Genomic DNA, 16,645 nt, shown 5'->3' with positions numbered 1-16,645 from the left:
TCAGCCGCGCAACCGTCCAATCAGGGTGAACGCACCCACCAGCACTGCGCCAACAACGATCCCAAACCCGGCGTTGAGCAGCGTCGGCATTATCCCGTCCAGCAGCATTCCCAGATACGGCAGTTCACCCAACCGTTCCGCGCTGCTCTCGATCCAGTGATGGACCACCGATAAGCCGTGCGCCAGGATGCCGCCGCCAACCATGAACATCGCTGCCGTTCCAACCACAGACAGCGTCTTCATCAGCCAAGGTGCAGCCCTGAGGATGCCCTGCCCCAGCCGTTGCAGCAGTGGGCTATCCTTGCGCGTCAGAGCAAGGCCACCGTCATCCAGTTTGACGATGCCGGCAACCAGACCATAAACACCGATGGTTATGACAATCGCAATCCCCGACAGCACCACCAACTGACGGATCAGATCGGCTTCCGCCACCGTACCCAGAGTAATCGCAATAATCTCGGCCGACAGGACAAAATCCGTTCTGATTGCCCCCGCAATTTTGGCCTTCTCAAACGCAACCACATCCACGCTCTCATCCTGCAGGACTTCAAGCGATTGCTTGTGCTCTGCCGCTGTGTCGTGAAGAAAACGATGCGCCAGCTTTTCTGCGCCCTCATAACAGAGGAAGGCACCGCCCAGCATCAGCAACGGCGTAATAGCCCAGGGTGCGACCGCGCTGATCAGCAGCGCAGCCGGGACCAAAATGAGTTTGTTGCGAAACGATCCCTTGGCCACCGCCCACACCACCGGCAGCTCCCGCTCAGCCCGAACACCGGTAACCTGTTGGGCGTTAAGCGCCAGATCATCACCCAAAACACCGGCCGTCTTCTTGGCCGCAACCTTGCCCATAACCGAAACATCATCCAGCACCGACGCAATATCGTCGAGCAATACAAGCAAACTGGTAGCCAAGTCATCCTCCTGATCAATCCCGTATCGTACGCCGATCATAGACCCTGTCGGCGAAAAAAAATCTGACCCAATGCGGCCCTGCCGACTCAAGTCCAGAGCCCGTAGGCCGATGCAGCTATATCCTGCATTCATCTGCCCCTATCCGCGCTACCAAGAGGTTGTCATGTTCGGAGCACGCCTTAAAGCAGAGCTTCAGCACAGTCAGCAACTGCTCGCAACCCAATCGCACATCCTCAATGCAATCCGCAAGAACATCGCCTGGATCGAATTCACCCCAGAGGGCGAGATTCTCGATGCCAACACCGCGTTCCTGAACGTTGTCGGCTATCAGCTTGAGGACGTTCGTGGCCGCAGGCACAGCCTGTTCTGCGCACCGGAACTGGTCAACAGTAACGAATATCGCCGCTTCTGGCAGCGTCTGGCCAGCGGCGAGAGCTTCAGTGACCGCTTCAGCCGTATCGCCAAGGGCGGCGATACGGTTTGGCTGGAGGCGAGCTATATCCCCGTCATCGACGCCGCAGGCCAGGTATCAAAAGTCGTGAAACTGGCGTTCGACATTACCCGGGAAGTACAAGCCGAACAGCAACATCAAAGTCTGTTGAATGCCATCAACCGGTCAATGGCGGTGATCGAATTCACCCAGGACGGCGAAATCGTCACCGCCAACGATAACTTCCTGCAGGCCATGGGGTACCGCCTGGATGAAATCAAAGGCAAGCACCACCGGATGTTCTGCAGCCCGGAAGTCGCCAGCAGCCAACAGTACGAGCAGGCCTGGCAACGACTGAATCGAGGCGAGTTTCTCTCGGACATTTTCCAGCGCGTCACCCGCAGCGGCCACACCATCTGGCTGCGTGCAACCTACAATCCGCTCTACGACGCCAACGGCAAGCTGTATGGCTTCGTCAAGTTTGCCAGTGACATCACCGCCCAAGTCGAGCGGCGCAACGCCGAATCTGCCGCAGCCCAGCTCGCCTTCGAGATCGCCGCAGAAACAGATGAAAGCGCCCGCACCGGCGCCGCGACAGTAGAGGAAGCGGTTGACGTAGTCCGCTCCATTGCCGACGAACTGGACAGTGTCTCCGGGCACATCAACGCACTGAACAGCCAGTCAGAGCAGATCAACAGCATCGTGCAGGTGATCCGCGGCATCGCTGATCAGACCAACCTGCTGGCCCTAAACGCTGCCATCGAAGCGGCCCGCGCCGGCGAGCAGGGTCGCGGCTTCGCCGTGGTCGCCGACGAAGTGCGCAACCTGGCTGCCCGCACGGCTCAGGCGACACTGGAGATCAACGAGGTGGTGCAACAGAATATGGAACTGGCACACAGCGCGGTCGATGGCATGGCCGGCAGCCGCAGCAAATCGGAACAGGGCGTGGTGCTGGCCAACCGAGCCGGTGAGGTGATGCTGGAGATCCGCGACGAGGCGCAGCGGGTGGTCGATGCCATCGGCCAATTCGCCGAAGCCATCAAGGACTGAGCAGCGTTCCGCGGCCGCCGCCTTTGTCCTACACTGGCGGCCCAACCACCGCACCCGGAGCCCGCATGAATGCTGCCAAACCCCTCGCCGGCCTCAAGGTCATCGAACTCGGTACACTGATCGCCGGCCCCTTTGCCGCGCGCATCTGTGCCGAGTTCGGCGCCGAGGTCATCAAGGTCGAGTCGCCCAACGGCGGTGATCCGCTGCGCAAGTGGCGCAAGCTCTACGAGGGCACCTCGCTGTGGTGGTTTGTGCAGGCCCGCAACAAGCAGTCGCTGACCCTCAACCTGAAAGATCCCGAGGCCCTCGATGTACTCAAGCAACTGCTCGGCGATGCCGACATCCTGATCGAGAACTTTCGGCCCGGCACACTGGAAAAGCTCGGGCTGGACTGGGATACCTTGCACGCACTCAATCCGGGGCTGGTCATGGTGCGGCTATCCGGTTTTGGTCAGACCGGCCCTCAGAAAGACCAACCGGGCTTCGGAGCGGTGGGCGAGTCCATGGGCGGGCTGCGCTACATCACCGGTTTCGAGGACCGCCCGCCGGTACGTACCGGCATTTCCATCGGCGATTCCATCGCCGCGCTCTGGGGCGTGATTGGCGCACTGATGGCGCTGCGGCACCGGGAGGTCAATCAGGGCAAGGGTCAGATCGTCGACGTCGCGCTGTACGAAGCCGTCTTCGCGATGATGGAAAGCATGGTGCCCGAGTTCGACGTGATGGGCTTTGTGCGCGAGCGCACCGGCAACATCATGCCCGGTATCACCCCCTCCTCCATCCACACCTGCAGCGACGGCAAGGCAGTGCAGATCGGCGCCAACGGCGATGCCATCTTCCAGCGTTTCATGCGCGCCATTGGCCGTGACGACCTGGCCGACGACCCGACCCTGGCCGACAATGCCGGCCGTGACGCCAGACGCGACGAGCTGTACGCGCTGATTGACCGCTGGGCCGCCAGCCTGCCGCAGGAGCAGGTATTGCAGATGCTGGAGCAGGCCGAAGTCCCCGCCAGTAAAATCTATTCAGCCGCCGACATGTTCACCGACCCGCAATACCTGGCCCGCGAAATGTTCCTCAACGCCACCCTGCCCGACGGCAAGCCGTTCAAGATGCCGGGCATCGTGCCCAAACTGTCGGACACCCCCGGCAGCGCCGAATGGACCGGGCCAGCACTGGGCGAACACACTGACAGCATTCTGCGCCAGCTTGGCTACGACGAGGCACAGATTGCCGAGCTGCGTGGGCGCGGCGCGATTTAGCGGTACATAAGCAGAGACGCACAACGCACTTGTCGTGCCGTCTACGTGCTCGGACGCAGAGTGTGGGAGCGATCAAGTTTTAAACCCGAGATAACTTGCAAGGCTCGAATGGTGGAGTGCGCACCTGCGTTTCGTCCCGTTTACGCGGGCGAGTAGCGCAGGGTTGGCAGGAAACAGGACGGCAGCCTGTTTGAGGCTCGCAGAGCCGAGTTCTGCCGGCCCCTGCCAAGCCGAGCAACGCAGCGAACCCGAAGGGCCGCGTAGCCGGGTGCCCGAGGGGGGGGGGGGCGGGCAAGCGCTCCCCCCCTTGGCTCGCCGTAAAGGCGAAAAGCTGATTAGACAACAACGCGATACAGGAAGCGCCGCCCAGAAACCACCTACGCTCAAGTGCGCAAGCGTGACGAAAAGGCCAGCCGGAATCCCCACCCTAAGCGGTGATTAACCGGCTTAGAACCCAGCCCCTAATCAAAATCCTGCTTCTCCATCCACGGAATAATCCGCTCGAACGCCTGCTCAATCCGCTCCAGCGAGGTCGAGTAGCTCAGCCGCAAGGCATTGCTGCAGCTGTTGCCGAAGGTCTCGCCGGGAATGGTGCACACCCCGGTTTCCTTCAACAGCCGCAGCGCCACATTGGTGCCGTTCACCCCTTCCGGCAGCGACGGAAACAAATAGAAAGCGCCTTCGGGCTTGTACCCGGTCAGGTGCGGCGTCTGCTCTACCAGCTCCACCAACCGATCCCGGCGCCGGGTGTACTCACTGAGCATCTGCTCGATAAAGGCACCACCACTGCGCAAGGCCGCCACCCCCGCCCACTGGAACGGCGTGTTGGCGACCGTCGTCGTGAACATGTGATAGCGCCGCAACTTCTTGATCGCCGCCTGACTGCCGATCAGCCAGCCGATGCGCATGCCCGCCATGCTGTAGGTCTTGGAAAAGCTGCTGACCACCATGACGTGATCCAGATCGCTGCAGCACGACAGCACCGACGGATACTCACGCCCATCGTAGATCAGGTGGTCATAGACCTCATCGCTGATGACGTGGATACCGCGATACGCCGCCTCCTCCAGAATCGCCTCCAGCGTTTCGCGCGGATACAGCGTGCCGGTTGGGTTACTTGGCGAGTTGAGCACGATGGCATGGGTGTGCGGCTCAATGGCGTCGATCACTTCCTGCGGATCAAGCTGGTGGTTGTTCTCTGCGCGGGTGGTGATTTCGGTCACCTCGCCACCGTTCATGCGAATCAGCGGCGCATAGAGCATGAACGCCGGATCCGGCACGATAAAATGGCGACCAGGTGCTGCCACCGCCGTCAGCGCGAGATAGATCGCCTCAGTCGCGCCAGTGGTGACCATGATGTTATCCGGCGTCAACGGCCGCTGATAGCGCTCGCTGTAATACTCCGCCAACGATTCCAGCAGTTCGGGCATGCCGGCATCCATGGTGTAGCCGGTCTGCCCGGCGCGCAGCGCCTCAATCGACGCTTCAACCACGACGTCCGGCGCCGGCAGATCTGGCTGACCGATAGACAGATGGATGACATCATCCAGACTGGAAGCCAGGTTTACCATCTTGCGAATCCCCGGGATGGGGATGGTCAGCAGTGCCGGATTCCAGATTGGATCCTCGGATTCATACAGATCAATATCGGAGCTTCCCAGTGCCATGGCATCACTCCTTGGCGCCAGCAAACAGCGCTGGCCGACGGTCGGTTAACGGTGCAGCCTGCTGATAGGCGTGGCCTGCGCGCAGCACCAGCGCATCATTGAAGCGCGCGCCCACCAGTTGCAGACCAATGGGCAGCCCCTGGCTGTCAAAGCCGCAGGGTACCGACAGCCCCGGCTGGCCGGTCATGTTGAACGGGTAGGTAAAAGGGGTCCAGGTCGGCCAGCGTGTGCTGGGCCAGTCCTCCGGCACCTCGCGTCCGGTCTTGAAGGCGGTCAGCGGCAGGGTCGGGGTGAGCAGCAGGTCGTACTTCTGATGGAACGCCGCCATACGTTCACGCAGTGCCATCGATTCGTTCATGGCGCCCATGTAATCCAGCATGCTCAAACGGGCCGCCTTTTCCGCTACCTTGACCAGTTCCGGGTCCATCACGGCGCGTTTTTTCGGTCCCAAGTCACGAATGGCATTGGCCGCGCCGCCGTAGAACAAGTGACCGAATGCCGCCAGCGGATCACTGAATCCGGGGTCAACCCGCACCACCTCGGCACCCAGTTCGGCAAACACCCGGGCTGCCTGAGCGACCGCCGCCTCAACTTCGGGGTCGACATCCACGTACCCGAGGTTCGGACTGTAGGCGATTTTTAGCCCTTTCACGCCACCGCTCAGCTCAGCCAGGTAGTCAATACCGCGCCGGGGTACCGCATTGGTATCACGGTGGTCCGCTTCGCACAGCACATTCATCATCAGGGCGCAGTCTTCTACCGTCCAGGTCATCGGACCGGCATGAGCCAGCGTGCCAAAAGGACTGGAGGGCCAGTGCGGCACCTCACCAAACGAGGGTTTGAGGCCAACGATGCCGCAGAAGGCCGATGGAATGCGGATGGAACCACCGGCATCGGTTCCCAGCGCCAGCGGCGCCATGCCCAGCGCCACCGCTACCCCGCTGCCACCGGAGGAGCCGCCCGAGGTCTTCTGCGGGTTCCAGGGGTTGTTGGTAACACCATTAACCGGGTTGTCGGTGACCCCTTTCCAACCCAGTTCAGGCGTTGTGGTCTTGCCGATGGGTACGTAACCGTGGCGCGCCAGCGCAGCAGTGCAGGCGCCGGTCTTGTCCATGGTGCTCTGCGGATCAACGGTATGAGAGCCTTTGAGTGTCGGCCACATCGGCGTGAGGAAAACATCCTTGACTGCCACCGGAATGCCGTCCAACACGCCCTGCACGCGCCCCTCGACATAACGCTGCTCCGACGCCCGCGCCAGCGCCAGCGTGGTTTCGCGGTCAACCAGACAAAAACCATTGGTGTGGCTGTCGACACGCTCGATCTGGTCGAGCATGGCACTGGCCACCTCGACCGGCGACAGCTGCCGGTTGGAAAAATGCTCACGCAACTGCATCGCCGTCATTGCCAGAATTTCATCGGACATGCTCGTCTCCTCAGTGCCAACGCGCCCTCGCCGAGCGCTACTTCCCCCTGCCAACCCGGTTCAACAGGGGCTCATCGGCCAACCAGCGCTGCAGGTTGGCCAGAAATTGTTCTCCCAGTGCCTGTCGCCAACCGATGAAATCACCGGCCATGTGGGCAGACAACATGACATTAGGCAGTTCCCACAAAGGATGCCCCGCTGGCAGCGGCTCAGGATCAACCACATCCAGCACGGCGGCGCCCAGCTGGCCGGCCTGCAAGGCCGCGACCAGATCATCTGTCACCACGATGGCACCGCGCCCGACGTTGACCAGCAGCGCATCAGCGCGCATGCGCGCCAGCCGATCATGGTTGATCAGGCCGCGCGTGGCGTCGGTCAGCGGTGCGGTAATCACCACAATGTCAGCCTCGGGCAACGCCTTATCCAGTTGTTCACTGGCCAGTACGCGACTGAAGTGTTCGGCGCTGCGGGCGGTCCGGGCGATACCGGTCACCTCGATATCCAGCGCCGACAGCAGCCGCGCCACCTCGCTGCCAATGGACCCGGCGCCGATCACCAGCGCCCGCTGCCGGGCCGCCAGCCGGGTTTCCCGGTGCTGCCAGCGCTGCTGGCGCTGCAAGGCAAGGTTGCCGAAGCTGTCCTTGGCATGCATCAGCACCGCACCCAGCACGTACTCGGCAATGCCCAGATCAAACACGCCGCGCGCGTTGGTCAGCAGCACATCGCTGTCCCAAAGCGCCGGAAACATCAACGCATCAACGCCAGCACTGGTCGCATGCACCCAACGAATGCGGTGTTCAGCCGGCCAGCAGCGTTCAAGCAGGTCGGTGCGAAAATCCGTCACTACCAGCACATCGGTCTGCGGCAGATAGGTACGCAGATCAGACTCGCTGCTGACCGTGCGCAGCTCTACCGTGGTTGGCAGATCATCCAGCCCCGGCAGCGGCGCTTCGCCGGGCGCAACCAGTACCAGCGCGCGGGTCATGCCGCCACCTGCTCTACTGCCCGGGTGAAGCGGGCAACCGCCTCGTCAACTTCCGCACTACTGACCGTCAGCGGCGGCAGCCAGCGAACGATCTGCCCCTCGGTGCCGCAGCGCAGCAGCAGCAACCCCTGCTCCTCCGCCGCGCTGGTCAGCCGGGCGGCCAGATCACCGCGCGGGGTGCGGAAGTCATCGGCAATCTCCATCCCCAGCATCAGTCCCTTGCCGCGCAGGGTGTCGATCATCGGGAAGCGTTCTTTCAGCCCGTGCAGGCGCTCATTCAGCAGCTCGCCCTGGCGGGCGGCGTTCTCGACCAGCTGCTCACTGTCGATCACCTCCAGCGTCGCCAGCGCCGCCGCACAGGCCACCGCGTTGGCGCCATAGGTGCCGCCCTGTGAACCGGCCAGGCCCTTGCTCATCAGGGCTTCGGAAGCGGCAATGGCCGACAGCGGAAAGCCGCTGGCCAGGCCCTTGGCGGTGATCACGATATCCGGGGTGACGTCAAAGTGACTGTGGCTCCAGAACCGTCCGGTGCGGCCATAGCCGGCCTGAATCTCGTCGCAGATCAGCAAAATGCCGTGCTGCCGGCAGCGTTCGGCCAGCCCCTGCATGAACGCCTTGTTGGCCGGGTAATAACCAAATTCGCCCTGCACCGGCTCGATCAGCATGGCGGCGGTGTCGCTGGGCGCAGTGCGGGTTTTCAGAATGTGGTCCAGCTCGCGCAGGGCAAACGCGGTAGCCTCTTCCTCGGTCCAGCCATAGCGATAGGCATGCGGGAAGGGCGACACCTCGACCCCGGCCATCATGGGGTGGAAGCCGGTCCGCACCTTGGTGCCGGAGGTGGTGAGGGAGGCGGCCGCCATGGTGCGACCGTGAAAGCCGCCGTCAAACACGATGATATTGGCCCGTCCGGTGGCCTGCCGCGCCAGGCGCAGGGCCGCCTCGACCGACTCGGAGCCGGAATTGGCAAAGGCCACCGAGTCGATGCTCTCAGGCATGCGCTCGGCCAGCGCATCGGTCAGTTCCAGCATCGGCCGATGCGCCACCGTGGTGTACTGGGCATGAATCACGCGGCCGACCTGCGCCTGCGCCGCCGCCACCACGGTCGGATGGCAATGGCCGGTGCTGGTCACACCAATGCCGGAGGTAAAGTCCAGATAGCGGCGGCCGTCGGTATCAACCAGCCAGCTGCCTTCGCCGTGATCGACACAGACCTGGCTGGCCTGCTTGAGTAGCGGTGACAAATGGTGCATAGCCATCTCTCCTGTCCTTTCGGCGGGCCGGAGCCCGTATCTGATCGGCCAGCAGCCCGCAGAGCGAGCTCTGACACGCGAGCGGGATCAGTGCAGCGCGGCAATCACGCCGGCGGTCACATCCCGACAGGTTCGCTGTTGGCCTGCGGTGGTCACCAGATCCTTGGCAACCGCCAGACGCAGCCGTTCAGCAGCCTGTGCGCAGCCCACCCAATCCAGCATCAGTGCTGTGGTGAGCAGCATGGCAGCAGGGTTTGCGAGCCCCTGGCCGGCGATATCCGGCGCGCTGCCATGTGTGGGTTCGAACAGCGCGGGCATCGCCCGGCTGTCCGGATTGATATTGCACGACGGCGCCAGCCCCAGTCCGCCCGACAGCACGGCGGCCAGATCCGTCAGAATGTCTCCATGCAAGTTGCTCGCCACGACCACATCGAAGGTCCACGGGCACTGCACGAACTTCATGCAGGCGGCGTCGACCAGCTCGTGGTGCACGCCTATCTCGGGGAACTCGGCGGCAACCTCGGCAAACACCTCGGTATACAGATCACCCCAATACGGCTGGGCGTTGCGCTTGGTGATCAGGCACACCTGCGCCGCCGCCCGTCCCTTATTCGCGCAGTGGAAGTCGCGACTGCCCTGCCCCCGTGCAGCCAACCGCTCACGGGCACGGGCAAAGCCATGACGAATCAGCCGCTCGGTTGCCCGGCGGGTAAACACTTCCAGCTGGGTCGCCACCTCATCGACGCTGCCGCGGTGCAGCCGGCCGCCCTGATTGACGTACTCGCCTTCACTGTTTTCGCGAATCACCAGCATATCGACCTCAGCGGCGCGGGGGTCAGCCAGATACTGCGGTGCGCCCGGCAACAAGCGCGCCGGCCGCTCGCAGGCCCACAGGTCCAGCCCCTTGCGAAACTGCAGCAGCGGTGCCAGCGAGACGCTGTCGGGCAGGCAGTAGCGTTCGGCATCAGTCAGCGGCCCCGGATCGCCCAATGCGCCCATCAGCAGCGCGTCATAGGCTTGCACCCGGGTCAGGGCATCGGCGGGCATCATCTCGCCGTGCTGGCGGTGCCAGTCGGTCGACGGCCAGTCCAGCCAGTCCCAGGTCAGACCGAGCGGGGTCTGGCGATCAAGCGCGGCAAGCACCTCGGCAGCGGCCGCCATTACCTCCGGGCCGATGCCATCGCCGGGCATCAGGGCGATGCGCCTTGGCTCGGTCATCTGTCAGGCCCCGCCCATGCACAGGTATTTGATCTCGGTGTACTCATCCAGCCCGTGCCGCGAGCCCTCACGGCCCAGCCCACTGGCCTTGACGCCACCAAAGGGTGCCGCCGCGTTGGACACCGCGCCTTCGTTGATGCCGATAATGCCGGCCTCCAGCGCATCGGCAACACGCCAGACGCGATGGATGTTGGTGCTATAAAAATAGGCAGCCAACCCGTAGGGCGTATCGTTGGCCAGCGCGATGGCCTGCTCCTCGGTATCGAAACGGATGACCGCGGCCAGCGGGCCGAAGGTTTCATCGGCGCAGACCTGCATGTCCGGGGTCACGCCGGTCACCAGAACGGGCTCAACGTAGTTGCCTTTGGCCTCGCCGGGTGAGGCGCCGGCGACATGCTTAGCGCCTTTGGCCAATGCATCGTCAAAGTGTTCCTGTACCTTTTTCACCGCGGCCCGGTTGATCAACGCGGACTGGGTCACGCCTTCCTCAAAGCCGTCGCCCAACTTGAGCTTGCCCATCGCCTCGGCGAGCTTCTCGACAAACTGGTCGTGAATGCCACTCTGCACCAGAAAACGGTTGGCGCAGACGCAGGTCTGGCCGGTGTTGCGGAACTTGCAGACCATGGCGCCCTCGACCGCACGATCCAGATCGGCATCGTCAAACACGATAAAGGGCGCATTGCCACCCAGCTCCAGTGACACCTTCTGGACGTGCTCGGCACACTGCGCCATGAGTTGACTACCGACACTGGTCGAGCCGGTAAAACTCAGCTTGCGCACCGTCTCGCTGCCGGTCAGCACCTCACTGATCATCGACGCCTTGCCGGTCACCACGTTAAACACGCCCGCCGGAATGCCCGCTTCCTCCGCCAGCACACCGAGCGCCAACGCGGTGAACGGCGTGGCACTGGCCGGTTTGACGATCATCGGACAGCCTGCTGCCAGCGCGGCACCGGCCTTACGGGTAATCATTGCCGCCGGGAAATTCCAGGGCGTGATGGCTGCAGTCACCCCAATCGGCTGACGGGTCACCACAATATGCTGCCCGGGCTTGGCACCGGGAATGGTCTCGCCGTAAACACGGCGTGCTTCCTCGGCAAACCAGCGAATGAAGGACGCCGCGTAGTCCACCTCACCACGGGACTCCACCAGCGGCTTGCCCTGCTCCAGCGTCATCAGGCTGGCAATATCCTCGCGGTGCTTGAGCATCAGGTCGTACCAGCGCATCAACAGGTCAGCACGTTCCAGCGCGGTGGTCTTGCGCCACTCGGCAAAGGCCTGGTCGGCCTGGGCGATACACTCGGTGAGCTGCGCCTCGCTCAGGCTGGGTACGTTGCCAATAATTTCGCCACTGGCCGGATTATCCACCTCAATCGTCGAGCCATCACTGGCATCAATCCATTGGCCGCCCACCAGACATTGCTGGCGAAACAGACGGGATTCGGTGAGACGGGACAGAGCAGACATGTGGCCTCCTGTAGGGATTCCGCAAAATATGAAGCCAAGCGCAGAGACGCTTGGCTGACTGAATAAAACCGATACGCAGCAGGCTGCGCAGAAGCACCGGCAAAGCCATATTGAAGACTTCCCGGCAGGAACGTGTTTCTTCACAGGGTAGGTAGGATCGAGGCGAGAAGCAAACTTCCGGCAGTTGAGGAACCGTGACCGCGCCGGGCAGTCTAGAGTGAGTTGCAGGGTGTATTTTCCGCACTCTGCCTGACCCCCAACTTGAGGAGGCAACACATGCAACGGATATTCACCACGCTCGCCGGCTTGCTGCTCGCCAGTGCCGCCACTCTGACCATGGCTGAGACTGCCGCGCCCGAGGGTGCCAGCGTCTACTTCATCTCGCCGACTGACGGCGCTACCGTCAGCTCACCGGTCACAGTGCAGTTCGGGCTCAGTGGCATGGGCGTTGCCCCTGCTGGCGTCGAGCGCGCCGCAACCGGCCACCACCATCTGCTGATAGACACCGATCAACTGCCGCCGGCCGGTCAGCCGATTCCAGCCGACGATCATCATCGTCACTTCGGCGGCGGCCAGACCCAGACCAGCCTCGACCTGCCGACGGGCAAGCACACCCTGCAACTGGTTGTCGGCGACCACAATCACGTTCCCCTGTCACCCTCGGTCGCCTCCGAGCGCATCACCATCACCGTCGAGTAATATCCCCCGCCCTGACTGCCTGCCAATCAGTCAGGGCGAGCGCTGTCCAGGGAACTGCAGCGCCTCTGGCTAATGCTGCCTCGAGCTAGGACCGGACCAATTGGAGCCAGCGCACAAGCAGCTGCTGGCCGCCGACGCAGCGGCCCTACGCTGGCTGCACCAGCAGGCCTGCGGATAGGCCAAACGGTTGGCCGACTGAGACAGGCGCTCGAATTGCACCGGAGTGGCCCGACAGCCCACCGGAACAATACCCTGTTTTAGGTACTTGCCATCCCGGCATATGGCGATATGCTTCTAATCGGCCGGCCATGCGCTGGCGATCCATTCGGACAGGCCGCCCGGATCTACCAGCGCGACGGTAGGCCCGAACGCCGCGTGGCCGTTAGCCATATCTTTTTGTTCGGTTTGACCGATCAGCTTTTGCGCCTACCAGAAAGGCGCACCCAGGGAGAGAAAAATGATCAAGAAAGCCTTAGCACTGTTTGCCGTCCTGTTTCTGTTCAGTGGCCCTGCCTCCGCTGGCTTCGACGGCTACGTCGAGGTGACCAACAACACCGGTTATGACATTTATTATCTGTACGTCAGTCATGCCAAGTCCGATTCCTGGGAAGAGGATGTGCTGGACGACGACATTTTGCCCAACGGACGCACCGTGCGTGTCAACCTGCGCAACGCCAAGTCCTCGATCTTTGACATCCGCGCCAAGGATGAAGACGGTGACACCTACACCATCTGGGATCTGGACGTTGCCCGTCACGACGTCGTATTCACTCTGGATGATATGGACTGAGATCCTGCTGCGGGGGGGCTTAGCCGCCCCCGCAGGCTGTCGCCGCAGCCCAGCTAGTCCGCGCGGCGCACCACCCAGAGCTGATACACCAGCGCCAGCACCACAGCCATCCCCGCCGGCAGCAACAGCGCCCTGAACTGCCACTGGCCAAAGCCCAGCGCGCCGATCGTACCGCCCAGAATAAAACCGCCAATCAACAGCAGAAACAGGGTTGCCTTGCGCCGATCCATAGGCACCCCACGCAGGCGCGCGCCCAGCATAACGCCCAGATCAGTGAAGATACCTGAGACGTGGGTGGTGCGAATGATGGCTCCACTGTAGGTAGTAACCATCGCGTTCTGCAGCCCACAAGCGGCCGACGCCAGATAGTGCCCAGCCAGACTGTTGCCCTGCAGAGCGAACATCGCCAGCACCAGCAACAGCGCTTCCACCAGCAGCGCAACGCCATAGCGACGGCCATGCTCCAGCGCACTGCTGCCGATAAACAACCCGCTGAACGCCGCCCCCAACACAAAACTGAGCAACACCAGCAACAGATGCAGCACTTCGGCAGACTGCAGGTGGGTCAGACCAACCCCGAGCAGCGTCGAGGTGCCGGTCAGGTGCGACACCGCCTGATGGCTGAAGCCCAGCAGGCCGACCGCGTTGACCACGCCGGCCATCAACGCAAGGGCAAAGGCACCCGCCTCAATCCAGGATGGCAATCTGGAAATCACGCTCCCCCTCCTCCGGCAAAAAGCCCATCATACGCCCGATAAGCCCTGTTGGCCCGGCAGCGCTTCAGTTCGTCAGCAGAGGACACCGCAAGCGTGGATATCCGTCGCCAACTGCGAGTAGAATCGCTGTTTTTCGAAATTTCGACAGGACACTCGCACATGGGTCGCGCTTATCAGAACCGCAAGGAATCCATGGCCAAAACGGCCGACGCCAAAACCAAGCTCTACAGCAAGTACGCGCGGGAGATCTACGTTACCGCCAAGTCCGGCGGCGTCGACCCCGATGGTAACCTGGCGCTGCGTGGTCTGATTGATCGCGCCAAGAAGGACCAGGTCCCCGGCCACGTTATCGACAAGGCGATCGACAAGGCCAAGGGCGGCGGTGGCGAGGACTTCGCAAAGGCACGTTATGAAGGCTTCGGCCCCGGCAACTGCATGGTCATCGTCGACTGCCTGACCGACAACCCGAACCGCACCTTCGCCGACGTGCGCAACTGCTTCACCAAGACCAAGAGCAAGATCGGCACCGAAGGCAGCGTCAGCCACATGTTCGATCACTGCGCGATCCTGGCGTTCAAGGGCGAAGATGAGGAAGGCACGCTGGAAGCGCTGATGATGGCCGACGTTGACGTCACCGACATCGAGAACGAAGATGGCGTGATCACCGTGTTCGCCCCGCACACCGAATACTTCAAGGCCAAACAGGCGCTGATCGATACCTTCGGTGAACTCGACTTCGAGGCTGACCTGATCCAGTTCGTGCCGCAGACCACCACCGAAATCAGCGGCGATGATGTTGCAATGTTCGAGAAGTTCACCGACATGCTGAACGACCTCGACGACGTGCAGAACATCTTCCACAACGCCGAGTTCTGACACCGCTACGGGCGCTCCTCAGGAGCGCCCTGCCTGCCCTGCCCCAGCCGCTTCGCTACCCGACTCCGTCATCGCATCAAGCTCTCGCCGCTGCTCGCGCATACGCTCCAGCTGCGCCTTGATCGCCGCCTTGCGTTCACCATCAGCGCCTTTGGCCTCCTCTTCCAGCGCACGCGCCTGTTCGGACAGTTGCGCCTTGCGCTCGGCCAATTGCTGCGCCAGCTCGGCCTTATCAAACAGCACTGCTTCGGCTTCAGCGGCCTGCGCAAGGCGCTGACGATGCCCGCCACCCGCCGGAATAAACACCTGCTCAGCAGGCACCGGGCGTTGATTCATGATGGTGGGTGACATGATCTCGATGCCCGCGTCGTGCAAGCCATCGAGAATCGCCTTGTACAGGTTGGAGCGCGCCGTAATCAGGCCGCGCGCTTCGGGCAGCACCCCGGATACCCGGTAGCCGATGGCAAAGTTGCCTAACTCCAGCAGCTGTACAAAAGCATCCTGCAGGCCACTGGACTTGGCTGCGGCGAGCAGCAGTGGCTCGATATCAGCGTGATGGGTGTCGTATCCAAGCGACAGCTCTGCCGACACCAGCGCGCCGTCGCTGCGCAAAGTGGCAATAGGCCGACTGGTCAGATAGCTGTTAGGCAACGCAATCAGCTCGCCACTTTCAGACTGAATCTCGGTATCAAACAACCCCCGCTCAGCCACCCGTCCAAAGTGCTCACCCACGGAGATAAAGTCACCCAGCACAAAGGGCCTGGTCATGCGCATCAGCACACCCGCTGCAAGGTTGGCAAAGATATTGGAAGACGAGAAGGCAAAGACACCGGAGATCAGCAACCCCAGCAGCGCGATGATCTGATTGCGGGCGCCCTCGCTGACCGGCAAGGCGAGAATAACCGCAACCAGACCAACCAGGGTCAGCGCCAGCATGATCAGCTGGCGTGAAAATAGCCGCTCGTTGCCCAGATCGCGATTGCGCCGAATCAACAGAAAGTGCGCAAGCGCCAGCACCAGCGTCACCAGCCCGAGCGTCAGCAGCAGCGGTATGGACGCCAGAGCCGCTGCCACAATATCTGTCAGCAAGTTCATACCGCCTCTCCCGTTCGTTTGTGTCCAGGGTAGTACTTGGCCGCTTCGGGGCGGCGCAGCTGTTGAAACGCCGCCACCTCCCAGGGCCGAATCGCCATGATCATACTGACGCCAAAACGCTGCTCCAGCGGCAGTACCAGGTCTTCCTGATGGCTATGCCGAAACGCCTGGGCCAGACGCTGCAGTTTCTGGTGCATCTGCTCGGTGGATTGCGGCGACAGCATCCCGCTGAGGAACAGTCGCAGCTCGCCAGGGCGATTGAAGTGACACTGGAAGAAATCGCTCTGCACCTGCTGCTCGAAGAAGCGCTGAATCGGCCCGCCCTGCTGCCAGCGAAAATCATGACTGATCAGCGGCTTGATACGGTTGCCCGGCAGCAGTTCAATCAGCCCCATGCGATCCAGCCGCGCCAGGCGGCCCACCGCTTCCACCTCACTGAGCTGATAGGTATCCAGCATCTGCGCCAGACTCCAGCGATTCAGAGCGCAGATCGCCACCAGCAGGAGGCGGTCATCGCCCACCAGTTCCTGCTCCTGCTCGGCAGTCAGCGCATCGATGCGCTGGGCCTGATCCAGCCGGCGGACCAGATCGGTGATCTCCAGCCCCAACAGCGCACAGATCTGATCCAGCCGCTGCAGCGAAAACTGCCGCTCAGAGAACAACCGCTTGACGCTCGCCTCCGACAATTCAAGCGCCTCGGCAACCTGTTGATAGGTGATTCCACGCTCTTTCAGCGCGCCTTTCAATGCCGCGACAATCGCTGCGGTCTGCGCCATATGACAATACCTTTACAAACAATTAATGC

Annotated in this window: 15 protein-coding genes; 5 read left to right on the top strand and 10 right to left on the bottom strand. The window is 62.2% G+C overall.

Going from position 1 to position 16,645, the window contains the following annotated elements; genetic code table 11:
* Entirely contained in the window at positions 1–912 is a 912-nt protein-coding gene (locus tag ACKPCU_RS06840) for a DUF808 domain-containing protein (RefSeq protein ID WP_321350892.1), read from the bottom strand.
* Positions 913–1,075: 163 nt separating this feature from the next.
* Between ACKPCU_RS06840 and ACKPCU_RS06835 the strand changes: the two genes are divergently transcribed.
* Both ACKPCU_RS06835 and ACKPCU_RS06830 read left to right on the top strand, forming a co-directional pair.
* Complete coding sequence (locus tag ACKPCU_RS06835) at positions 1,076–2,392, top strand: methyl-accepting chemotaxis protein (protein WP_321350890.1); 1,317 nt, start codon at positions 1,076–1,078, stop codon at positions 2,390–2,392.
* A 65-nt stretch (positions 2,393–2,457) separates the two neighbouring features.
* Positions 2,458–3,654 (top strand): CaiB/BaiF CoA transferase family protein, encoded by a 1,197-nt coding sequence (locus tag ACKPCU_RS06830; RefSeq protein WP_321350889.1) that lies wholly within the window; start codon positions 2,458–2,460, stop codon positions 3,652–3,654.
* A gap of 461 nt (positions 3,655–4,115) precedes the next feature.
* On the opposite strand, the gene ACKPCU_RS06825 is transcribed toward ACKPCU_RS06830, so the two are convergent.
* The 6 genes from ACKPCU_RS06825 to ACKPCU_RS06800 form a co-directional block, all read right to left on the bottom strand.
* Positions 4,116–5,321: a pyridoxal phosphate-dependent aminotransferase gene (locus tag ACKPCU_RS06825; RefSeq protein WP_104736901.1), complete on the bottom strand. Its 1,206-nt coding sequence runs from the start codon at positions 5,319–5,321 to the stop codon at positions 4,116–4,118.
* A 4-nt stretch (positions 5,322–5,325) separates the two neighbouring features.
* On the bottom strand, positions 5,326–6,744 hold the full coding sequence (locus ACKPCU_RS06820; protein WP_104736900.1) for an amidase: 1,419 nt from the start codon (positions 6,742–6,744) through the stop codon (positions 5,326–5,328).
* Positions 6,745–6,781: 37 nt separating this feature from the next.
* A complete protein-coding gene (locus tag ACKPCU_RS06815) occupies positions 6,782–7,729 on the bottom strand; it encodes a D-2-hydroxyacid dehydrogenase (RefSeq protein ID WP_321350887.1) in 948 nt (315 codons plus the stop codon).
* Complete coding sequence (locus ACKPCU_RS06810; RefSeq protein ID WP_321350885.1) at positions 7,726–8,979, bottom strand: aspartate aminotransferase family protein; 1,254 nt, start codon at positions 8,977–8,979, stop codon at positions 7,726–7,728. The genes ACKPCU_RS06815 and ACKPCU_RS06810 overlap by 4 nt, the downstream gene beginning before the upstream one ends.
* A gap of 87 nt (positions 8,980–9,066) precedes the next feature.
* On the bottom strand, positions 9,067–10,197 hold the full coding sequence (locus ACKPCU_RS06805; RefSeq protein WP_104736897.1) for an isocitrate/isopropylmalate dehydrogenase family protein: 1,131 nt from the start codon (positions 10,195–10,197) through the stop codon (positions 9,067–9,069).
* A 3-nt stretch (positions 10,198–10,200) separates the two neighbouring features.
* Positions 10,201–11,664 carry an NAD-dependent succinate-semialdehyde dehydrogenase gene (locus ACKPCU_RS06800; protein WP_321350882.1) on the bottom strand — a complete coding sequence of 488 codons (1,464 nt, stop codon included), beginning with the start codon at positions 11,662–11,664 and terminating at the stop codon, positions 10,201–10,203.
* Between the two features lie 276 nt (positions 11,665–11,940).
* Between ACKPCU_RS06800 and ACKPCU_RS06795 the strand changes: the two genes are divergently transcribed.
* On the top strand, positions 11,941–12,363 hold the full coding sequence (locus tag ACKPCU_RS06795) for a DUF4399 domain-containing protein (RefSeq protein ID WP_321350880.1): 423 nt from the start codon (positions 11,941–11,943) through the stop codon (positions 12,361–12,363).
* 457 nt (positions 12,364–12,820) lie between these two features.
* Positions 12,821–13,153, top strand: coding sequence for a hypothetical protein (locus tag ACKPCU_RS06790; RefSeq protein ID WP_321350878.1), 333 nt, complete (start codon positions 12,821–12,823; stop codon positions 13,151–13,153).
* 53 nt (positions 13,154–13,206) lie between these two features.
* Here the strand turns inward: ACKPCU_RS06790 and ACKPCU_RS06785 are convergent, their stop codons facing one another.
* Positions 13,207–13,869 carry a YoaK family protein gene (locus tag ACKPCU_RS06785; RefSeq protein WP_321350877.1) on the bottom strand — a complete coding sequence of 221 codons (663 nt, stop codon included), beginning with the start codon at positions 13,867–13,869 and terminating at the stop codon, positions 13,207–13,209.
* Positions 13,870–14,028: 159 nt separating this feature from the next.
* On the opposite strand from ACKPCU_RS06785, the gene ACKPCU_RS06780 reads away from it, so the two are divergent.
* Entirely contained in the window at positions 14,029–14,745 is a 717-nt protein-coding gene (locus ACKPCU_RS06780) for a YebC/PmpR family DNA-binding transcriptional regulator (RefSeq protein WP_321350875.1), read from the top strand.
* 18 nt (positions 14,746–14,763) lie between these two features.
* Here ACKPCU_RS06780 and ACKPCU_RS06775 read toward each other — a convergent pair whose 3' ends face one another.
* Entirely contained in the window at positions 14,764–15,840 is a 1,077-nt protein-coding gene (locus ACKPCU_RS06775) for a mechanosensitive ion channel domain-containing protein (protein ID WP_321350873.1), read from the bottom strand.
* Entirely contained in the window at positions 15,837–16,616 is a 780-nt protein-coding gene (locus ACKPCU_RS06770) for a helix-turn-helix domain-containing protein (protein ID WP_104736890.1), read from the bottom strand. The genes ACKPCU_RS06775 and ACKPCU_RS06770 overlap by 4 nt, the downstream gene beginning before the upstream one ends.
* Between the last annotated feature and the right edge of the window lie 29 nt (positions 16,617–16,645).

The sequence above is a fragment of the Halopseudomonas oceani genome (genome assembly GCF_963677335.1).
GTDB classification, from domain to species: domain Bacteria; phylum Pseudomonadota; class Gammaproteobacteria; order Pseudomonadales; family Pseudomonadaceae; genus Halopseudomonas; species Halopseudomonas oceani.
This window is presented reverse-complemented; position numbering and strand designations above follow the sequence as displayed.

Excerpts from the sequence above, each read along its gene's own strand:
- ACKPCU_RS06815 (WP_321350887.1), bottom strand. The coding sequence starts at position 7,729 with ATGACCCGCGCGCTGGTACTGGTTGCGCCCGGCGAAGCGCCGCTGCCG.
- ACKPCU_RS06830 (WP_321350889.1), top strand. The coding sequence starts at position 2,458 with ATGAATGCTGCCAAACCCCTCGCCGGCCTCAAGGTCATCGAACTCGGT.
- ACKPCU_RS06780 (WP_321350875.1), top strand. The coding sequence starts at position 14,029 with ATGGGTCGCGCTTATCAGAACCGCAAGGAATCCATGGCCAAAACGGCC.
- ACKPCU_RS06820 (WP_104736900.1), bottom strand. The coding sequence starts at position 6,744 with ATGTCCGATGAAATTCTGGCAATGACGGCGATGCAGTTGCGTGAGCAT.
- ACKPCU_RS06810 (WP_321350885.1), bottom strand. The coding sequence starts at position 8,979 with ATGCACCATTTGTCACCGCTACTCAAGCAGGCCAGCCAGGTCTGTGTC.
- ACKPCU_RS06795 (WP_321350880.1), top strand. The coding sequence starts at position 11,941 with ATGCAACGGATATTCACCACGCTCGCCGGCTTGCTGCTCGCCAGTGCC.
- ACKPCU_RS06770 (WP_104736890.1), bottom strand. The coding sequence starts at position 16,616 with ATGGCGCAGACCGCAGCGATTGTCGCGGCATTGAAAGGCGCGCTGAAA.
- ACKPCU_RS06805 (WP_104736897.1), bottom strand. The coding sequence starts at position 10,197 with ATGACCGAGCCAAGGCGCATCGCCCTGATGCCCGGCGATGGCATCGGC.
- ACKPCU_RS06835 (WP_321350890.1), top strand. The coding sequence starts at position 1,076 with ATGTTCGGAGCACGCCTTAAAGCAGAGCTTCAGCACAGTCAGCAACTG.
- ACKPCU_RS06825 (WP_104736901.1), bottom strand. The coding sequence starts at position 5,321 with ATGGCACTGGGAAGCTCCGATATTGATCTGTATGAATCCGAGGATCCA.
- ACKPCU_RS06790 (WP_321350878.1), top strand. The coding sequence starts at position 12,821 with ATGATCAAGAAAGCCTTAGCACTGTTTGCCGTCCTGTTTCTGTTCAGT.
- ACKPCU_RS06775 (WP_321350873.1), bottom strand. The coding sequence starts at position 15,840 with ATGAACTTGCTGACAGATATTGTGGCAGCGGCTCTGGCGTCCATACCG.
- ACKPCU_RS06800 (WP_321350882.1), bottom strand. The coding sequence starts at position 11,664 with ATGTCTGCTCTGTCCCGTCTCACCGAATCCCGTCTGTTTCGCCAGCAA.